This window comes from Chthoniobacterales bacterium, assembly GCA_035274845.1.
Classification (GTDB): Bacteria; Verrucomicrobiota; Verrucomicrobiia; order Chthoniobacterales; family UBA10450; genus AV80.
Genome location: DATENU010000001.1, coordinates 44,020 through 60,920, shown reverse-complemented (window position 1 = coordinate 60,920; position 16,901 = coordinate 44,020). Strand labels below are relative to the sequence as shown.

Below are 16,901 nucleotides of genomic sequence, written 5' to 3'. Positions count from 1 at the left end.
GAGAGATACCCAGGAAGCGCTGATTCAAGCCACCGGGTTGGCGCCGACGAATGATCTGGAGTCGGCCATCATCGTGACGCTGCCTCCCGGTGCTTACACCGCGATCCTGCGTGGCAACGGCCCAGGGGTGGGCGTTGGTCTGGTCGAAGTGTACGATCTCGACACGGCGGCCGCGTCGAGGCTGGGGAACCTCAGCACCCGCGCCTTCGTGCGCACTGGCAGCAATGTTGTAATCGCTGGTTTCATCCTGGGTAATGGTGCCGGGGACGACCGCGTCGTGATTCGGGGCTTGGGACCAAGCCTGAGCGGGTTCGGCATCTCGAACCCGTTGCAGGATCCAACGCTCGAGCTGCGGGATCAGAATGGGACCCTTCTGAAGTCCAACAACGACTGGCAGGACGATCCGGTGCAAGCCGCGGAGATCACCGCTGCGGGGCTGGCGCCTTCGGACACAAAGGAATCGGCGATCGCGGCGACTCTCCCGCCGGGCCTTTACACGGCGATCCTGGCCGGCCTGACCAGCGGCCAAGGCGTGGGCATAGTCGAAGTGTACGATCGCGGTGGCGGGCCGTAGGCAAATCAACGCCACCAAGGAAACAAAAAAAGGAGGCATCCTCACGGGATGCCTCCTTCTTTTGAGCTAACTCCCCAAGCTGTTACGGGCAGCCCGTCGAAGTCGACGAAGAACCCTGTTTGGTCGCGATCTGGTCGCGGAAGTTAATGTTGTCCAAGGTGTCCTTGGCTGGCTCATCCAAGATCAGGACCACGCTCTGAAGCACAGCGCCCACCGGAATAACCGGGTAAGCCTGAGCCGGGTTTTGGAGGTTCAGACGATAGCGGGTCCAATTGGTCGGATCCTGGCAGGCTGGCGACTTGGTGGCGTTATTCGATCCGCCCACGAAGGAGAAGTTCGAGACGCCATTCAAGGTCCACGAGACGTTGAAGCGTGGGCCGCTGCCATTGAGCGTGCTGTCGCTGTCATTTTTCATGTCGTAACCCATGGTATCCCCGGCGCCGACCACTACGCCCTTCAGGCCATTCAGGACAGCTCCGGCCGCCACGTTGGCGTCGATCGGAACGTTCTTCTCCAGCCGCAGGCCGAAGTTGGTGTTTGCGCTCGCATCAGCCAACCCAATTCCCTTGGCCCAGTTGGCCACGGCGCCGCCGGTCCTATCTGGATCGAATTCAAAGGTTCGCGAGGCACTAAAGCTGGCGTTTTGGGCCAGGGCCGATCCGACGAGGGCGAGAGAAGCGATCGCGATCAGCGAAGTCATGGTTAATTTTTTCATTATATTTTCGTGGGTTTATTGTTTTTGTTGATTTGTCTAACTAGCCAAGTCGCCGGGGGAAGGATTGGCAAGGGGGTCAGACAGTTTTCAGACAAAAAGGGTTCAAAGTCTGGCGAAAAATGTCAAGCATTTTGAGGTTTTCCAGAAGTACAGGACGCGTTATTCGATCTCGCGGCCGCGAGATCGATGCCTTAAGCGCCCCATTTGGGGAGCTGGCACCTCGCCGAGGGGGGCAAAATGCCCTTACATGTGGGCGATCACGTTATCGCCGAACTCGCTGCATTTGATCTCGGTGGCGCCTTCCATCAGGCGGGCGAAATCGTAGGTAACCCGTTTGCTGGCGATCGCGCCGTTGAGGCCCTTCAAGATGAGGTCGGCCGCCTCGTTCCAGCCCATGTAACGAAACATCATTTCACCCGAAAGAATGACCGAGCCCGGGTTGACCTTGTCCAGGTTCGCATATTTCGGGGCGGTGCCGTGGGTTGCTTCAAACACGGCGTGGCCGCTGATGTAGTTGATGTTGCCGCCGGGAGCGATGCCGATTCCGCCTACCTGAGCGGCGAGCGCGTCGCTCAGGTAATCGCCGTTGAGATTCAGGGTGGCGATCACGTCGAAATCCTCCGGCCGCGTCAGCACCTGCTGCAACGTGATGTCCGCGATCGCGTCCTTAATGACGATGCCGGCGCCTGGTTTGCCCATCGGGATTTTGCACCACGGGCCGCCATCGATCTCTTCCGCTCCGAAGTATTGCTTCGCGATTTCATAACCCCAATCGCGAAACGCGCCTTCGGTAAATTTCATGATGTTGCCCTTGTGGACGAGGGTCACGCTCTTGCGCTGATTCTGGATAGCGTAACTGATCGCGCTGTGAATCAGCCGGATGCTGCCGGAACGGCTCACCGGCTTGATGCCGACGCCGACTATCACGTCATCCTTTTCCGGCGCGCCGACGGCCTTCCAAAAATCGGCCGCTTTCTGTTTCGTGCCGAACCGGATCTTTTCGAAGTGCTTGGGAAATTCCTTCTCGAAGAACGCGATTACTTTCGCGGCCTCCGGTGTGCCGGCCTTGTATTCGATGCCGGCGTAGATGTCCTCGGTGTTCTCGCGAAAAATCACCATGTTCACCTTTTCCGGGTGTTTCACCGGGGAGGGGACGCCCTCGAAATATTGGACGGGGCGCAGGCATACGAACAGATCGAGGAGCTGGCGCAGCGCCACGTTCAAGGAGCTGATGCCGCCGCCGACCGGAGTGGTCAGCGGGCCTTTGATCCCGACCAGGTATTCTCGAAACGCTTCGACGGTGTCGTCCGGAAGCCACTTGTCGAATTTGTCCTTGGCCGCTTGTCCGGCGAAAACCTCGAACCAGACCACCTTCTTTTTCCCGCCATAGGCTTTTTCAACCGCGGCATCGAGGACGCGCTCGCTCGCTGCCCAGATGTCGGGGCCGGTGCCGTCGCCTCGGATAAAGGGAATAACCGGACGATCCGGCACGTTCAGTTTCTCGGTCCTGGTGATTTTATCGCCCGCGGGAGGGGTGAGATTCTTGTACGCCATAGGGGAGGGACTGTAGGTAGAAATTTCCAAGGCGAAAGTAGAACTCGGGGGGATCGCGTAAACGCTCTTGGCATTCTGGCCTAACCGAGCTATGAGGAAGTAGTGAGAAAAGAAGTATTCGTTTGCGACAACTGCGGCGCTCGCAAGCGTCTCGACAGTGCGCAAAGGCACTGGTGCGAGGAATGCAAAACTTCCAGCCCGGTCGAGCTGCGCCCGGCCCGCGATAAGCGACCGATCCCGGCGGTCCCGGCCTCTCGGAACGGTGAGCGGCATTGGCGCTGATCACGCGCCCTGAAGCGGGCTAGCCGGCGTCAGACTGACCGAACCCAGCGAGAGGCATTCGCCATGCAATACGTGAACCTGGGTTCGACCGGCCTCAAGATCTCCAGGCTCTGTCTCGGCACCATGACCTATGGATCGAGCAAGTGGCGGCCGTGGGTTCTCGATGAGGAAGCCAGCCGGCCATTAATCAAACAGGCCCTCGAAGCTGGAATTACGTTTTTCGATACGGCCGACATGTACTCGTTAGGCGCAAGCGAAGAAGTGCTGGGTCGCGCTCTGAAGGATTTCGGGCCGGGGCGTGATCGACTGGTGATCGCCACGAAGGTTTTTTATCCGGTCGGAGACGCCCCAAACCAGGGTGGACTTTCCCGCAAGCACATCATGCACGCCATTGATGACAGTTTGCGCCGGCTGGGAACGGATTACGTCGATCTTTATTATATCCATCGGTTCGACGAGGAGACGCCGATCGAAGAAACGCTCGAGGCATTGGACGACGTGGTGCGCGCCGGCAAAGCCCTTTATCTCGGGGCGTCCTCGATGGCCGCCTGGCAGTTCGCGAAAATGCTGCACGTGGCGGATACGCGGGGCTGGAGGCGTTTCGCGGTCATGCAGAATCATTACAATCTCATTTATCGCGAAGAAGAGCGCGAAATGATCCCGTTCTGTCTCAACGAAGGAATTGGATTGCTGCCCTGGAGTCCGCTCGCCCGCGGCCTTCTCGCGGGTCAGCGGAGACCGGCCACGGCTCGAGCCGCATCGGACACTCGTGGCAAAATGATTTACGGGGAACAAATCGCGGAAGTGGATGCCCGCGTTATCGAGCGTTTGGAATCGGTGGCGGCGAAGCGCGGTCTGGCGCCCGCCCCATTGGCGCTGGCCTGGTTGCTGCAAAAACCGGGAGTGGTCGCGCCCATCGTGGGGGTTTCGAAACCATATCAACTCGAAGAAGCTATTGCGGCTCTCGAGGTCCGGCTGAGCCAGGAAGAGATTAGTCAGCTGGAGGAGCTTTACGTTCCTCATCAGGTGGCGGGCATTCTCTAGTTTTTGCGCTCGCGAACGAGAGGTGGCGGGCGCGGATGGGGCTGTGCTGGCTGTTTTCCGGGGCATGATAGAAAAACCAACCGGGCCGCAATTGCGGTAAATACTTAGAAGAGGCATAGAAACCGCTATGTCCCTGCGGCAATGTCCTTCCACAGGCCACCCGGAATCGGCTTTGCCTGGGCGCCCATACGTGTGGCGCTGCTTTTTTGCGCCCTGATCTTTGCCCTTCCGGCCAAGGCCGGCACTACCTGGGATGGAGGCGGCGCGAACGCCAGTTGGGGCACGGCTAACAATTGGACCGGCAATGCCTTACCTGTTTTTGATGGAACCCAAACCATCACCATCGGGACGGGATTTGCCTCTGGCCTAACGATGACTTTGGATGGCACCCGCTACATCAATGACCTGGTGATTAATACCACGAGCGGTTTCACCCTCGCGGCGGGCACCGGCGGCACGCTTAATCTTCGCAGCGGTAACATCACTCGCAACGACATCGCCGGCACGGAAGCTACGCAGACCATTTCGGCCGGAATGATTTTGGGGGATCCGACTGGAGTGGCGGCTTACACAGGCATCTGGAACATAGCCGGCAGCAACAGCCTGAACATAACTGGCAACATCGCGGAAGCCGGGGGCAGCCGCAGTATTACAAAAACAGGGCTCGGCACGGTAATCTTGAGCGGAACGAACACTTTCTCCGGCGGCCTTACGCTTAATGCGGGGATCGTGTCGATTTCTTCCAACTCGAATCTCGGCGCGTCATCTGGTGGACTTATCTTCAATGGTGGCACCCTTCAGGTGACCCAAGACGTGATGGGAACGCGCAATATCACGATGACCGGCGCCGGAACCTTCGATGTGGCGATCGGCAAAACGATCGAGCAAAGCGGCTTGATCACTGGAAATGGCGCTCTCACACTGACCAGTTTCGGCACCCTCATTCTTTCCGGCTCGGGTTCGAACGGCACCGGTGCGACGAATGTTGGTGGCGTGCTTTCGATTCGGGGAACAGTGACCTTGGGCACCGGCAATTTCGCGTTCAACACCGGCATTTTGGAGTTGGGCAATGGCAATTTTACCCGTGCTCTTGGGACGGGTGCGAACCAGGTGAACATGACAAATAGTTCGGGGTTTGCGGCCTACGGAGCGGATCGGGTCGTAAACCTCGGCGGGAGCGGCGCCACGGTTACATGGGGCGCCGTAAATTTCCTGTCCGCTGCAAATGCGGTGTTTTACCTGGGCGACGCCACCGCCGATCACACCGTCGATTTTCAAAACGGGATCAATCTGAACGGGGGAACGAGGTCGTTCCAAACCCTGCGGGGCGTGGGGAGCGTGCCGGAGGCGAAGATCTCCGGGGTTATATCCGGCACTGGTGCTTCAAACTTTTCGCTGGACGGGGTAAGCACCTACGCGGCGGGCAGCCTTATCCTGAGCAACGGCAACAACTCCTACGCCGGCACCACCACGATTAATGCCGGCAATCTGCTTCTCACCGCGAACGCCACCGGCACAGCTGGCAACACCGTGCTCGGCAGCGGATCGTCCGACATTCTTCTCGGCAATACGTCCGGCGCGTTCGATGCCGGGTTATTCACGAACGCTGCCGTCACCATTTCGCGCAATATCCGGGCGCAATCGGGCAACACCGGCGTGATAACGCTCGGCGGCTATAGCGCCTCCGCCTCGACGTTCTCTGGCAACATTTTTCTTGGAACCAACAGCGGCGTCGGCAAGAGCATCACGCTCACCGCGGCGAGTGGCGGAACGACCACGTTCTCAGGCGTAATCCAGGATCCAACCGGTGTTTCCGGTGCCGGACTCCTCCGAAAGAGCGGTGTCGGGACGGTGGTTTTGAGCGGGGTGAATACTTACGCGGGGGGAACCAGTATCGACGCGGGGACGCTCTCCATTAGCCAGTCGGCGAACCTCGGAGCCAATAGCGGTGGGCTTACGCTCAATGCCGGAACGCTGGAAATTACCAGCGGCTTCTCGACGAATCGTGCTTTCACTTTGACCAATACGGCGAGCACCTTTCAGATCGACCCGTTCCAGACATTTACGATTACGAGCGCCATTACCGGAAACGGGACCCTCAACAAAACCGGCACCGGCACGATGGTCCTGGGTGGGAACAACAGTTTCACCGGGGGAACAAATGTCAGCGCGGGGATTCTCCAGCTGGCAGCGAGTGAACGTCTCCTGGACAGCGGCAACCTCACCGTGTCTGGCGGCACCTTCGATCTCCAGGCATTCAACGAGACCCTGAACATTATTACGCTGACGAGCGGATCCATTATTGGTTCGGGCACGCTCACCGGGGCCGATTACCAGTTCCAAAGCGGCACGGTCAGCGCGCGGTTGGGCGGCACCGCAGGAATTACGAAGACCACCTCGGGAACCGTGATTCTGAGCGGCGCGAACACGTTTACCGGAGCGACTACCATTAGCAGCGGCCTTTTGCAGCTGAACACCAACAATGCGCTCGGGACGGTTGCGGGCGGGACCACCGTCTCCAATGGCGCCGCCCTGAACCTCAACAACGTTAACTACTCGACGGCCGAAACGGTAACGCTCAATGGAACCGGCATCAGCAATGGCGGAGCGCTCACCAATACCGGCACCAGCACCTTTGCTGGCCTGCTCGACATCGCCACTAACGCGTCGATCAGTGCGGGGGGCGGCACGCTGAATCTCACGGGCGGTATTCTAAAAAATGGAACCACGCTGACGTTCCTTGGCGGCGGAACAGTCAATATCACGAACAACGGCATCACCGGCAGCTCGCCCAATTCCGATCTCGTGATCGACGGCACGACTGTGGTCCTCGGTGCGGTGAGCTCCTACAACGGGGCGACCACGGTGCAGAACAGCGGTACCCTGAAACTGGCCGGAAACAATCGGCTTCCGTCCGCGCCCCAAACGGCGTTAACCCTGAATACGAGCGGTGTGTTCGACATGGCCGGTTTCAGCGACGGTATCGCTTCCCTTTCCGGGGATTCGTCCGGAAAGGTAAAGAACAGCAGCGTTGGCGGAACAAGTCTCCTGACCGTCAATCCCGGCGTCGGCGTTACGAGCACTTTTGCGGGCACGATTTCAGGAACGAACGGCGGCACCCAGGGGGACGTCGCCTTGCGCAAGTCCGGGGCAGGCACGCTGATCCTGACCGGAGCAAACACATTCAGCGGAGCGACGACGGTGAACGCGGGCAGCCTGGTTGCCGCGGCGACGGTTGGAAGCGCTCTCGCCTCCACCGCCAGCATCACGATCAATAGCGGCGGCACCCTGTTCCTCGGGAAAAACGATCAGATCAACAACGCCGCCACCATGATTCTTGCGGGCGGAACCTTCGCCAAGGGCAACTTCAGCGAAGGAACTACGAGCAGTCTGGGCGTGGGAGCGTTGACCCTTGCCGCCTCCAATTCCCATCTCGACTTTGGAACCGGAACGGTTGGGGCGCTGACTTTCGCCAGCTTTACTCCCGGGGCGTACACCCTGACCATCGATAACTGGACGGGCACGGCCTTGACCCAGGGGAACAACTCGACCGATCGCCTTATCTTCGCGTCCGATCAAAGCGCCAATCTAAGCAGCTTTCTGTTCACAGGTTTCGGACCTGGAGGCATGGAGATCGATCTCGGCGGGGGGTATTATGAAGTGGTGCCAGCGCCTGAGCCGGCGACCTTTGTCTCCGGAGGGATGGTGTTCGCCCTGCTTTTCTTCCGCCATCGGAAGCAGATCCGGCGGCTTTTTCAGCGCGCCTAGGGGGCCGCTAACCGGGTTTTTTTGTGCGTCACACGGCACGGGAGTTGCATCATTTATCGAGAAAATCCGCTGTCGTACGTCCAAAGCCGGCGACCCCGGGTGATTGATTAATCCTTATGAAACCTTTCCTCGCTCTTCTTTCCAGCATTCTTCTTTGTTCCTGCGCCGACATGTATGTCACCAGAACGGAGGTTGCCGGCGGGTCCACCCGCACGGTCGCAGCGGACGCGAAAGACTCGAAGGGCATTTACATGACGACCAATAATTGCGGCGTCGGCGCCTACGAGCCCAAGGCAATTTATATTCGGCCCTTCTGCATTGATGGCGCCATTTTTACGGGAGATCAGACCAATTCGGATGGCGAAATGCCGATCCGCAAGGCGCTCACCCCGGTTGAATTTGCGGGCGACCTGAAGGAGCAACTCGAGAAGATGGCGCCGGCCCGAATCCTGAAGGACTACGAAACACCGCGGACTGGCTGGCTCGTTGAAGGGCAATTTGCGCTCGTGGATGGGGGAAGCGCCGCGGGACGCGCTCTTTTCTTCGGCCATCTTGGGGTTGGCCAATCGCACCTGGCGTTGCATGTCCGGGTTACCGATATAGACCGCGGCATCGTGGTTTATGAATTCGACATGGCGGGTGGCAGCGAACTCCAAGGCCGCGGCGGAACAGTACGCGCCAGCGGATTGGGATACGCCCGGTCGTTTGATCTCGTGAATGCGGCAGAGCGCATTTATCTGGTGCTTAGCCCCAATCCGTTCCGTTACGGCACGCGCCACGACATCGCCCTCCACTAAGCTGTAGGCGAAAGCGGATTTTGAATGCGCGGGATATTCTCGCGCTGATTCACCGGTTGCCAACCAACCAGCGGCGCTTAAGGTGCAGCGGTTTTTTGTTACCGTGATGAATTTCCGTCGTTTTTGGCTCGCTCTTTTCGCAATCGCGCTTTGTCTGCCGGCTGGACCCGCCCTTCGGGCGGCGAAGTGTTACGTCATCGTCGACGCCCAGACGGGACACGTGCTGGAGGAAAGGGAAGCAAGGGACAAACGCCAGATTGGCAGTCTCACCAAAGTCGCGACCGCCATGGTCGTCCTCGACTGGGCGGAGAAAAGAGGGGGCGACCTGAATCAGCTCGTGGCTATTCCGCCGGAGGCGTTTGCCGGCACCGGCGACAATCTTATCGGCTTTCAACCGGGCGATCGGATCACCCTGCGTGACCTTCTTTACGCTGCGCTTGTTCAATCGGACAACATCGCCGCCTATACCCTGGCCCATCAGGTTGGCATTGCGCTTCAGGCGATCGTGCCTTCGGCGGGAAACGGCTCTCCAGTCGCAATCTTTGTCGGCCAGATGAACTTCCTAGCGAAAACGCTTCGGATGGAGCGGACCCGTTTCGTAAATCCGCACGGCATCGACACCGGCGAGCGTTCGATGCCGTATTCCACTGCTTCGGATCTCGCGCGGCTTACCCGTTATGCCGTGAACAAGGCCTCTTTTCGTTTTTATGTTTCCCAAAAGGAACGGCAGATTTCCTTTAGTCGCGGCGCGGAAAAAAAAGGTTACATGCTCCGGAATACGAACGAACTGCTCGGAACGAACGGGGTTGATGGGGTGAAGACCGGCCGGACAGCGCGCGCTGGGGATTGCCTGATTCTTTCCGCGCAACGTGAATCCCAAATTCTGAAAGAAGAAAGTCGGACGGCGGTGATCCCGCGGCATTTGATTGTCGTCATGCTCGGCAGCAGCAATCGTTTTGACGAAGGAGCCCAACTCCTCACCCGCGGCTGGCAATTGCACGACCAATGGACCGCCGGTGGCCGGATGATCGACCCGAAGAAAACGCTCTAGTTTTTTGCGCCGTCGCAAATGAACAAGCCCCGTATCGGCGTTTTGACGAGCGGCGGCGATTGTCCTGGGTTGAATGCCGTCCTGCGAGGCGTTGTTCTCTCGGCCGAGAAACTGGGATGGGAAGTGATCGGATTTCTCGATGGCTTCGAGGGCCTGCTTCCACCGGGTAACTACAAACTTCTTCAGCGGCGTGACACGGCCGGCATCATGCCCCGCGGCGGAACAATCATCGGGACGACGAACCGTGGGCACTTTGTGGCAAAAATCGGAGCCGGTGAGCCGGCGGATGTTGCTGACCAGGTCATTGCCGATGCCCGCGAAGTTCTGAAATCACTGCGTGTCGATAGCCTGATCGTGGTGGGCGGAGATGGATCGATGGCGACCGCGCAGCAATTGCAGGCGGCCGGAATCAATTGCATCGGCGTTCCGAAAACCATCGACAACGATTTGGAGGCCACGGCCATGACCTTCGGTTTCGATTCCGCGGTGGACACCGTGATGGACGCGCTCGATCGCCTGCATACCACAGCGACAAGCCACAAACGCGTCATGGTCCTGGAAGTAATGGGACGCCATGCCGGCTGGATTGCTCTGCACGGCGGCATCGCCGGCGGGGCCCACATTATTTTGATTCCGGAGATTCCCTTTGCCTACGACAGAATCGCAGCCGCCCTCCAGGCTCGCGCCGATCGCGGGCAGCCTTCGGCCATTGTCGTCGTCGCGGAAGGCGCGCGCCCGCGCGATGGGCAGGTCGTGATGCGGCCAAACACAGAAGGCGAAGATCGTCTTGGCGGAGTCGGCAATGTAGTCGCGCGCGAGATCGCGGCGCATACCGGAAGAGAAACTCGTTGCACGGTCCTCGGGCACCTTCAGAGAGGCGGAGCGCCGACCACTCTGGACCGTATTCTCGGGACCCGCTTCGGCGTCAAAGCGGTAAAGCTCATTAACGAAAAGCAATTCGGCTCGATGGTCAGCTACCAAAACTACCAGGTCCGCCATGTGCCGATCGCTGACGCCGTGAATCGGCTGAAGCTCGTGCCGCCGGATGGCGAATTGGTCCAGACCGCGCGGGACGTCGATATTTCATTCGGGGATTAGATGAAAATCGTACTCGCGTATTCGGGTGGACTCGACACGTCCGTGATTCTTCGTTGGCTAAAGGAGAATTATGACGCCGAGATCATTGCGTTCTGCGCGGATATTGGACAAGAGGAAGAGCTCGCCGGCTTGGAAGGAAAGGCGCTGGCGACCGGGGCCGCGAGCTGCGTGATTGAAGATCTGCGCGAAGAATTTGCCCGGGATTTCATCTTCCCGATGATGCAGGCCGGGGCGATTTACGAGGGACAATATTTCCTCGGGACGAGCATTGCGCGTCCGTTGATCGCAAAGCGAATGGTCGAGCTCGCGCAGGCGAGGAAGGCAGATGCGATCGCCCATGGTGCCACGGGGAAGGGGAACGACCAGGTCCGCTTCGAATTGACCGCGGCTGCGCTTGGGCCGGAGCTGCGCGTTATTGCTCCCTGGCGAGAGGAGCGTTTTCGAAAGCAGTTTCCCGGGCGGGCTGAAATGATCTCTTACGCGGCGGCGCAGGGCATTCCCGTGGAAGCGAGCGCCTCGAAACCGTATTCGACCGATCGAAACCTCCTGCACATTAGTTTTGAGAGTGGAATGCTGGAAGACCCGTGGTTCGACGCCAGCTCGGCGGAAGCTCGTGGGATGTACAAGCTCAGCGTCGCGCCCGAAGACGCTCCCGACGAACCGGAATATATCGAGCTCGAATTCCGCGATGGAAATTGCTGCGCGGTGAACGGAGAGAAACTCTACCCTCTGGGCGTGATGAAGAGGTTGAATAAGATCGGCGGGAAACATGGGATTGGCCGGGTGGACATGGTGGAAAGCCGTTTCGTGGGAATGAAAAGCCGCGGGGTTTATGAGACCCCCGGGGGCGCCATTCTCCATTTCGCGCACCGGCAGATGGAATCGCTCACCATGGACCGCGAAGTGATGCAGTTGCGAGACAGCCTGATCCCGAGATATAGCGCGCTCGTTTACAATGGCTTCTGGTTCGCCCCGGAACGGGAAGCCCTCCAGTCGCTCGTGACCGAAACGCAGCGGGATGTCACTGGCAATGTCCGGCTGAAGCTTTACAAGGGCAACATTATCGCCGCCGGAAGGAAGAGCCCGAAGAGCCTTTACGATCCCGAAATCGCGACCATGGAGGGGGGCGGCGGGGACGCTTACAACCAGAGCGACGCGACCGGATTCATCCGGCTAAACGCGTTGCGCCTCAAAGTCCGAGCGGCGGTTTCCGAGAAACGAATTCCCTAGCCGCCGCCGGGTCGAGTTTGCGGCCTGGTCGCTCGGTGCATTTCGCCGGGCGAAGCAGCGACAGAAAACAGTTGGCGCTTTTGGAAGGCTTCGTAAGTTCTGGGCCGCCCAGACCGGGGCGTCTCTTCCTATGATTACCGTAATGCGCAAGCATCATAAGTGGCTCATGATCGTGATCGCGATCCTGGCCATTCCCTTCATCTTTTATTTCAACAAAACCAGTTGGGGCGTTCCACGCGTGAGCGATATCGGACGCATTTACGACCGGCCGGTGACTCAGGTGGAATTCCAGCGGAGCGCGCGTCTTCTGACCCTGGCCCAGATGCTGGGCCTGTCCCTTTGGCACGAGCTGACCGCGGGCGCGACGAACGAAGCCGATATGTATGTCAGCTTCACGTTCAATCGGCTGGTCCTCATTCACGAAGCGCAGAAACTGGGAATCCACCCCACCCAGGGAGAGATCGACAATTTCGTGCAAACGCTGCGGCCATTCCGCGGCGACACCGGGTTCGACATCAACAAATACACTGAGTTTACCCAGAAGAATCTGCCGTCCCTCGGGTTCAGAGAAGGGCAAATCGAGGAACTCATTTCCGACCAACTTTCGCTCAATCGCGTAAAAGAGCTGATTGGGACCGGTCTCCAGGTCGCTGACTCGGAAAGCATGGAATATTACCAGCAGACCCACGGCAAACTCCAGGTGGCTCTGGTTCGTTTTCGCGAAGACGATTTCCAGAAGGACGTCAAGATCTCGGATGAAGACATCGCGAAATACTTTGAGGCTCATAAGGCGGAATTTAAGAATGACGAAAAACGTCGCGTCGAATTCGTGGCCTTCACCTTCAACGAGGAGGAAAAGAAACTGACCGGAAAGGAGCGAGTGGATGCGCTTCAGAAGTTGGCGAACAAGGCAAACGACATGGTGCAGGGGTTGCTCGACAAGAGCGCCAAATTCTCCGACGTGGCCGCCAAGTTCAATGTGCCGGTAGCGAGCACGGGAGAATTTACGGCGGCGGCGCCCGATTTGCAGTTCGCCAAGGTCCCGGCGCTTACTCAATACACCTTTCAACTGACGGAGCAGGCGCCGTTCAGCGACGCGATTCAGGGCCCGGAAGGATTTTATATCATCCATTTGCTGGGGATTGTCCCGGGACGCCCGCTCACCCTGGATGAAGCCAAGCCGAAAATTACCGAAGCCCTGAAGAAGGAGAAGCTCCGTCAGCTCGTTGCGAACAAGGGTGCGGACACCGCCCGCGTGATTCGGGAAGCGCTGAAAGCGGGCACACCTCTGGATACGGCAATGAACCAGAGCGGCCTGCAAGTGGAACGAATTCCGCCCTTTTCGATTGTCGATAGCCCGACAGCGACACCCGCGCCGAGTCCGGTGCTGACGGCAGAGAAAGACAAACCGGCCAAAGTTGAGACGCCCGATCTGCCGGCCATTAAGAATGCGGTCAACGAATTGAACCCGGGTGACTCGACCGATTTTGTCCCGACAGAAAAAGGAGGCCTGGTGGCTGTGCTGGAAAAGCGCGAACCGGCCGAGCTGGGCGAGTATCCCAAGGTCAAGACGATGTTCGAGACAAGCTATCTCCAGAGCAAGCGCGCGGCCGTGTTTGACGAGTGGCTGCAGGAGCGGCGGCAGGCTGCCCAGCTCCAGCTCGCCACAAGTTAGACAGCGCGGGTCCCGGTGTCCGGATGTCGCAGCTCGACGAAATCTTCGACGACGCGAATGGCGATCTGGCAATCGGGGAGTTGGAGAGCGCCGTGGAAAAATACCGGCGTTGCGTCGAGCTGGACCCGGCCTTCTTCGATGGCTGGCACGCCCTCGGCATGGCGCTGATGAAGACCGGTCGATTTCCGGAAGCGATCGACGCCGGCAAGAAGGCGACCGAATTGCGCCCTAACGATCAGATTGCCTGGACCAGTCTATCGCTTTTCTACAATCGCAACGGCGACATCAAGGAAGCCGAAGCCGCCGGGACGAAAGCAAAGATCCTCTCGTGGGGCGGCAAGATCGCGAAGGAATAATTGTTCGTTAAGCGGACAGCTCTTTAAAAGCCGCCAGAAACCGTTCCATTTGCGGCCTGGTCCCGATCGTCACCCGCAGGTGATTCGGCAGAGGCGGAAAGAGCCGGCCGACGTGCACTTTCTTCTCTTTGAACGCGGCGATGAGCGGTTTCACTTCACGCCGCATATCGATCATCATGAAGTTCGCCTGCGACGGTATGTAGTTGAACTTCATCTTGTCCAGCTCGTCGCAAACATACTTCCGCACGTCGGTATTGTTCTTTAGTCCGTTCGTCACTTGTGCGGCGTCGTCCAGGCTCGCGCGAGCGGCGACGATCGCCATAATGCTGACGCTGTCCCACGACTGCTGCGCGCGCATCAGCTCAATCTTGTCCGGCTGGGCGACGCAATAGCCACAGCGCAATCCGGCCATCCCGTAGATCTTCGAAAACGTGCGCGCCACGATCAGGTTTGGGTAGTCCTTCACGAGCGGAATCACGCTCTCATAATCTGGGCTCTCGACGAAATGATGGTACGCTTCGTCCACGAGAACCATCGTTTCGCGCGGAACTTTCGCGAGGAAGGCGCGGAGATCGGCCTTCGGCGTGAGACTCGCGGTCGGATTGTTCGGGTTGCAGATGTAATGAAGGCCGACCCCGGGAGCCTCGAGCATCTTCGTTAAATCATGCGCGTAAGTGGCGTTCAACTTGACCTTCACAACTTCCGCGCCGCTCGCCTTGGCATGTCCAGCGCAGGCTTCAAACGTCGGGTCGCCCACTACCAGCTTCTTCGCGGAGCTTGTAAACGCTGCGACCGAAACCTTCAGGATTTCGCCTGAGCCAGCGCCCGGCAGGATCTGCTCTTTCGGAACCTGATTTAGTCTTGCCAGCGCTTCGACCAGATCTTCCTGTGTTTCGTCCGGATATTTCCAGGCCAGAGGAAAAGCGGCGGTCATTGCCTTGAGCGCGGCCGGCGAAGGACCGTACGGGTTTTCATTCGAACTGAGCCGGACGACGTCGGACGTTTTGGTTTGAGCGGCAGGAGTGGATTCCGAAAGTCCCAAGGCCGGCCGGAACGCCGCATAGGCAGCGCCAGCTCCCAGAAGTTTCGCAAATCCCCGACGCGAGAGCGCGGTAGGATTGTTCACGACATGTTTGTGCCTGACGCATGTCGCCGCGTCAAGGTGGATCGAGCCCTACGCCGCTCGACGGAGTTCGCGATCCACCTAGGTTTGCGATATGGGACAGTGGGTCGAATCGTATGTGCCGGCGCGGCTGGACCGAATGCCCTGGAGCCGCTGGCACTGGCTGATTGTCTTCGCGCTCGGCGCGACTTGGATTCTTGACGGGCTGGAGGTGACGCTGGCTGGCTCACTGGGCGGAATTCTGACTCATCGAGAGACGCTTGGCTTCACCGATGCGCAAGTTGGCGCCAGCGCGACATTCTATTTGGCTGGCGCGGTAATCGGGGCACTGCTTTTCGGATACGGAACAGATCGGCTCGGTCGGAAGAAATTGTTTTTCATCACTGTGGCGGTTTATCTCGCGGCTACGGCGCTTACGGCCTTTTCCTGGAGCTTCGCCAGTTACGCTTTCTTTCGGGCGCTCACAGGCGCAGGCATCGGCGGGGAATACGCTGCGATCAATTCAGCCATCGACGAACTGATTCCAGCACGCGTCCGCGGTCGCGTGGATTTGATGATCAACGGCTCCTACTGGGTCGGCGCAGCGATGGGGTCGGCCGCGACAGTGATCCTCCTCGATCCGCATCGGTTGCCGGTCTGGCTGGGTTGGCGTCTCGCTTTTGGAATCGGCGCGATCCTTGGGCTGGTCGTCGTCTTTTTCCGGCGTTGGATTCCGGAAAGCCCGCGCTGGCTTCTTATCCACGGGCGGGCGCAGGAGGCGGAGCGGATCGTTGAAACAGTCGAGCGCTCGATCGCGGAGGAGAGGGGGAATGGAGTAGTGGAGTATTGGAGTAATGGCAAGAGCAATGGCAACGCGAATTCCCCATCACTCCAGCACTCCATTACTCCAATCTCCATCCGCACGCGCACGCACACTCCGTTGCACGAGATTTGGCATACAATCGTGCACGAACATCGCCGCCGCTCTCTGCTCGGCTTCGTCCTTATGCTGACCCAGGCGTTCTTTTATAACGCGATCTTTTTCACTTACGGCCTGGTCCTGATGCGCTTCTACGATGTTCCGGCGCAAAACGTGGGCGGTTATCTGTTGCCGTTCGCTCTCGGAAACGTTCTCGGCCCGCTCGTGCTCGGACATCTTTTCGACACGATCGGCCGCAAGAAGATGATCGCCGCCACTTATGCGATCGCCGGCTTATTGCTCGCCGCGACAGGCTGGCTTTTCCACGCCGGGATGCTCACGGCGCAAACGCAGACTATCGCCTGGATGGTCATCTTTTTTGTCGCATCCGCGGCCGCGAGTTCAGCCTATCTAACCGTCAGCGAAATCTTTCCGCTCGAGATTCGGGCGCTGGCGATTGCGATCTTCTACGCGTTCGGAACCCTGGCCGGCGGAGTCGGAGCGCCGATCCTTTTCGGATGGATCATCGGCACCGGGTCCAGAGTCGCATTGTTCGCCGGCTATCTGGTCGGCGCAGGGCTCATGGTTATCGGAGCGCTCGTGGAAGCATGGCTCGGCGTCGACGCCGAACGCAAATCGCTTGAACACGTCGCGACGCCGTTGTCGTGCAAATTGTAGCTGGGATCCTCATTCCTGGCCGCTTTTGTTATTGCGGCAATTCGCCGCGCAACCGACT

Annotated in this window: 13 protein-coding genes; 10 read left to right on the top strand and 3 right to left on the bottom strand. The window is 58.9% G+C overall.

Going from position 1 to position 16,901, the window contains the following annotated elements; genetic code table 11:
* On the top strand, positions 1-574 hold a 574-nt coding region (locus VJU77_00270), incomplete at its 5' end, for a hypothetical protein (GenBank protein ID HKP01768.1).
* 82 nt (positions 575-656) lie between these two features.
* On the opposite strand, the gene VJU77_00265 is transcribed toward VJU77_00270, so the two are convergent.
* Together VJU77_00265 and icd are read right to left on the bottom strand one after the other, a co-directional pair.
* Positions 657-1,289 (bottom strand): hypothetical protein, encoded by a 633-nt coding sequence (locus tag VJU77_00265; protein HKP01767.1) that lies wholly within the window; start codon positions 1,287-1,289, stop codon positions 657-659.
* Positions 1,290-1,532: 243 nt separating this feature from the next.
* Positions 1,533-2,843, bottom strand: coding sequence for an NADP-dependent isocitrate dehydrogenase (gene icd, locus VJU77_00260; protein HKP01766.1), 1,311 nt, complete (start codon positions 2,841-2,843; stop codon positions 1,533-1,535).
* 345 nt (positions 2,844-3,188) lie between these two features.
* On the opposite strand from icd, the gene VJU77_00255 reads away from it, so the two are divergent.
* The 8 genes from VJU77_00255 (at position 3,189) to VJU77_00220 (ending at position 14,144) form a co-directional block, all read left to right on the top strand.
* Positions 3,189-4,169 carry an aldo/keto reductase gene (locus VJU77_00255; protein HKP01765.1) on the top strand — a complete coding sequence of 327 codons (981 nt, stop codon included), beginning with the start codon at positions 3,189-3,191 and terminating at the stop codon, positions 4,167-4,169.
* Positions 4,170-4,310: 141 nt separating this feature from the next.
* Positions 4,311-7,937, top strand: a complete 3,627-nt coding sequence (locus tag VJU77_00250) for an autotransporter-associated beta strand repeat-containing protein (protein ID HKP01764.1) — start codon at positions 4,311-4,313, stop codon at positions 7,935-7,937.
* A 116-nt stretch (positions 7,938-8,053) separates the two neighbouring features.
* Positions 8,054-8,734, top strand: a complete 681-nt coding sequence (locus tag VJU77_00245) for a DUF4410 domain-containing protein (protein ID HKP01763.1) — start codon at positions 8,054-8,056, stop codon at positions 8,732-8,734.
* A gap of 106 nt (positions 8,735-8,840) precedes the next feature.
* Positions 8,841-9,785: a serine hydrolase gene (locus tag VJU77_00240; GenBank protein HKP01762.1), complete on the top strand. Its 945-nt coding sequence runs from the start codon at positions 8,841-8,843 to the stop codon at positions 9,783-9,785.
* 18 nt (positions 9,786-9,803) lie between these two features.
* The gene (locus VJU77_00235) at positions 9,804-10,883 is read left to right on the top strand and encodes an ATP-dependent 6-phosphofructokinase (protein HKP01761.1); all 1,080 of its coding nucleotides are present in this window, start codon (positions 9,804-9,806) and stop codon (positions 10,881-10,883) included.
* On the top strand, positions 10,884-12,113 hold the full coding sequence (locus VJU77_00230) for an argininosuccinate synthase (protein HKP01760.1): 1,230 nt from the start codon (positions 10,884-10,886) through the stop codon (positions 12,111-12,113).
* Between the two features lie 142 nt (positions 12,114-12,255).
* Positions 12,256-13,788 (top strand): peptidylprolyl isomerase, encoded by a 1,533-nt coding sequence (locus tag VJU77_00225; protein HKP01759.1) that lies wholly within the window; start codon positions 12,256-12,258, stop codon positions 13,786-13,788.
* Positions 13,789-13,811: 23 nt separating this feature from the next.
* Positions 13,812-14,144 (top strand): tetratricopeptide repeat protein, encoded by a 333-nt coding sequence (locus tag VJU77_00220; GenBank protein ID HKP01758.1) that lies wholly within the window; start codon positions 13,812-13,814, stop codon positions 14,142-14,144.
* Between the two features lie 7 nt (positions 14,145-14,151).
* On the opposite strand, the gene hisC is transcribed toward VJU77_00220, so the two are convergent.
* Complete coding sequence (gene hisC / locus VJU77_00215; GenBank protein ID HKP01757.1) at positions 14,152-15,270, bottom strand: histidinol-phosphate transaminase; 1,119 nt, start codon at positions 15,268-15,270, stop codon at positions 14,152-14,154.
* A gap of 91 nt (positions 15,271-15,361) precedes the next feature.
* On the opposite strand from hisC, the gene VJU77_00210 reads away from it, so the two are divergent.
* Complete coding sequence (locus tag VJU77_00210; protein HKP01756.1) at positions 15,362-16,843, top strand: MFS transporter; 1,482 nt, start codon at positions 15,362-15,364, stop codon at positions 16,841-16,843.
* Positions 16,844-16,901 lie beyond the last annotated feature (58 nt).

Bases quoted from the DNA above. Each gene is read 5' to 3' on its own strand.
- VJU77_00220 (HKP01758.1), top strand. From the start codon at position 13,812: ATGTCGCAGCTCGACGAAATCTTCGACGACGCGAATGGCGATCTGGCA.
- VJU77_00240 (HKP01762.1), top strand. From the start codon at position 8,841: ATGAATTTCCGTCGTTTTTGGCTCGCTCTTTTCGCAATCGCGCTTTGT.
- VJU77_00245 (HKP01763.1), top strand. From the start codon at position 8,054: ATGAAACCTTTCCTCGCTCTTCTTTCCAGCATTCTTCTTTGTTCCTGC.
- VJU77_00255 (HKP01765.1), top strand. From the start codon at position 3,189: ATGCAATACGTGAACCTGGGTTCGACCGGCCTCAAGATCTCCAGGCTC.
- VJU77_00265 (HKP01767.1), bottom strand. From the start codon at position 1,289: ATGAAAAAATTAACCATGACTTCGCTGATCGCGATCGCTTCTCTCGCC.
- VJU77_00225 (HKP01759.1), top strand. From the start codon at position 12,256: ATGCGCAAGCATCATAAGTGGCTCATGATCGTGATCGCGATCCTGGCC.
- VJU77_00250 (HKP01764.1), top strand. From the start codon at position 4,311: ATGTCCTTCCACAGGCCACCCGGAATCGGCTTTGCCTGGGCGCCCATA.
- VJU77_00230 (HKP01760.1), top strand. From the start codon at position 10,884: ATGAAAATCGTACTCGCGTATTCGGGTGGACTCGACACGTCCGTGATT.
- icd (HKP01766.1), bottom strand. From the start codon at position 2,843: ATGGCGTACAAGAATCTCACCCCTCCCGCGGGCGATAAAATCACCAGG.
- VJU77_00210 (HKP01756.1), top strand. From the start codon at position 15,362: ATGGGACAGTGGGTCGAATCGTATGTGCCGGCGCGGCTGGACCGAATG.
- VJU77_00235 (HKP01761.1), top strand. From the start codon at position 9,804: ATGAACAAGCCCCGTATCGGCGTTTTGACGAGCGGCGGCGATTGTCCT.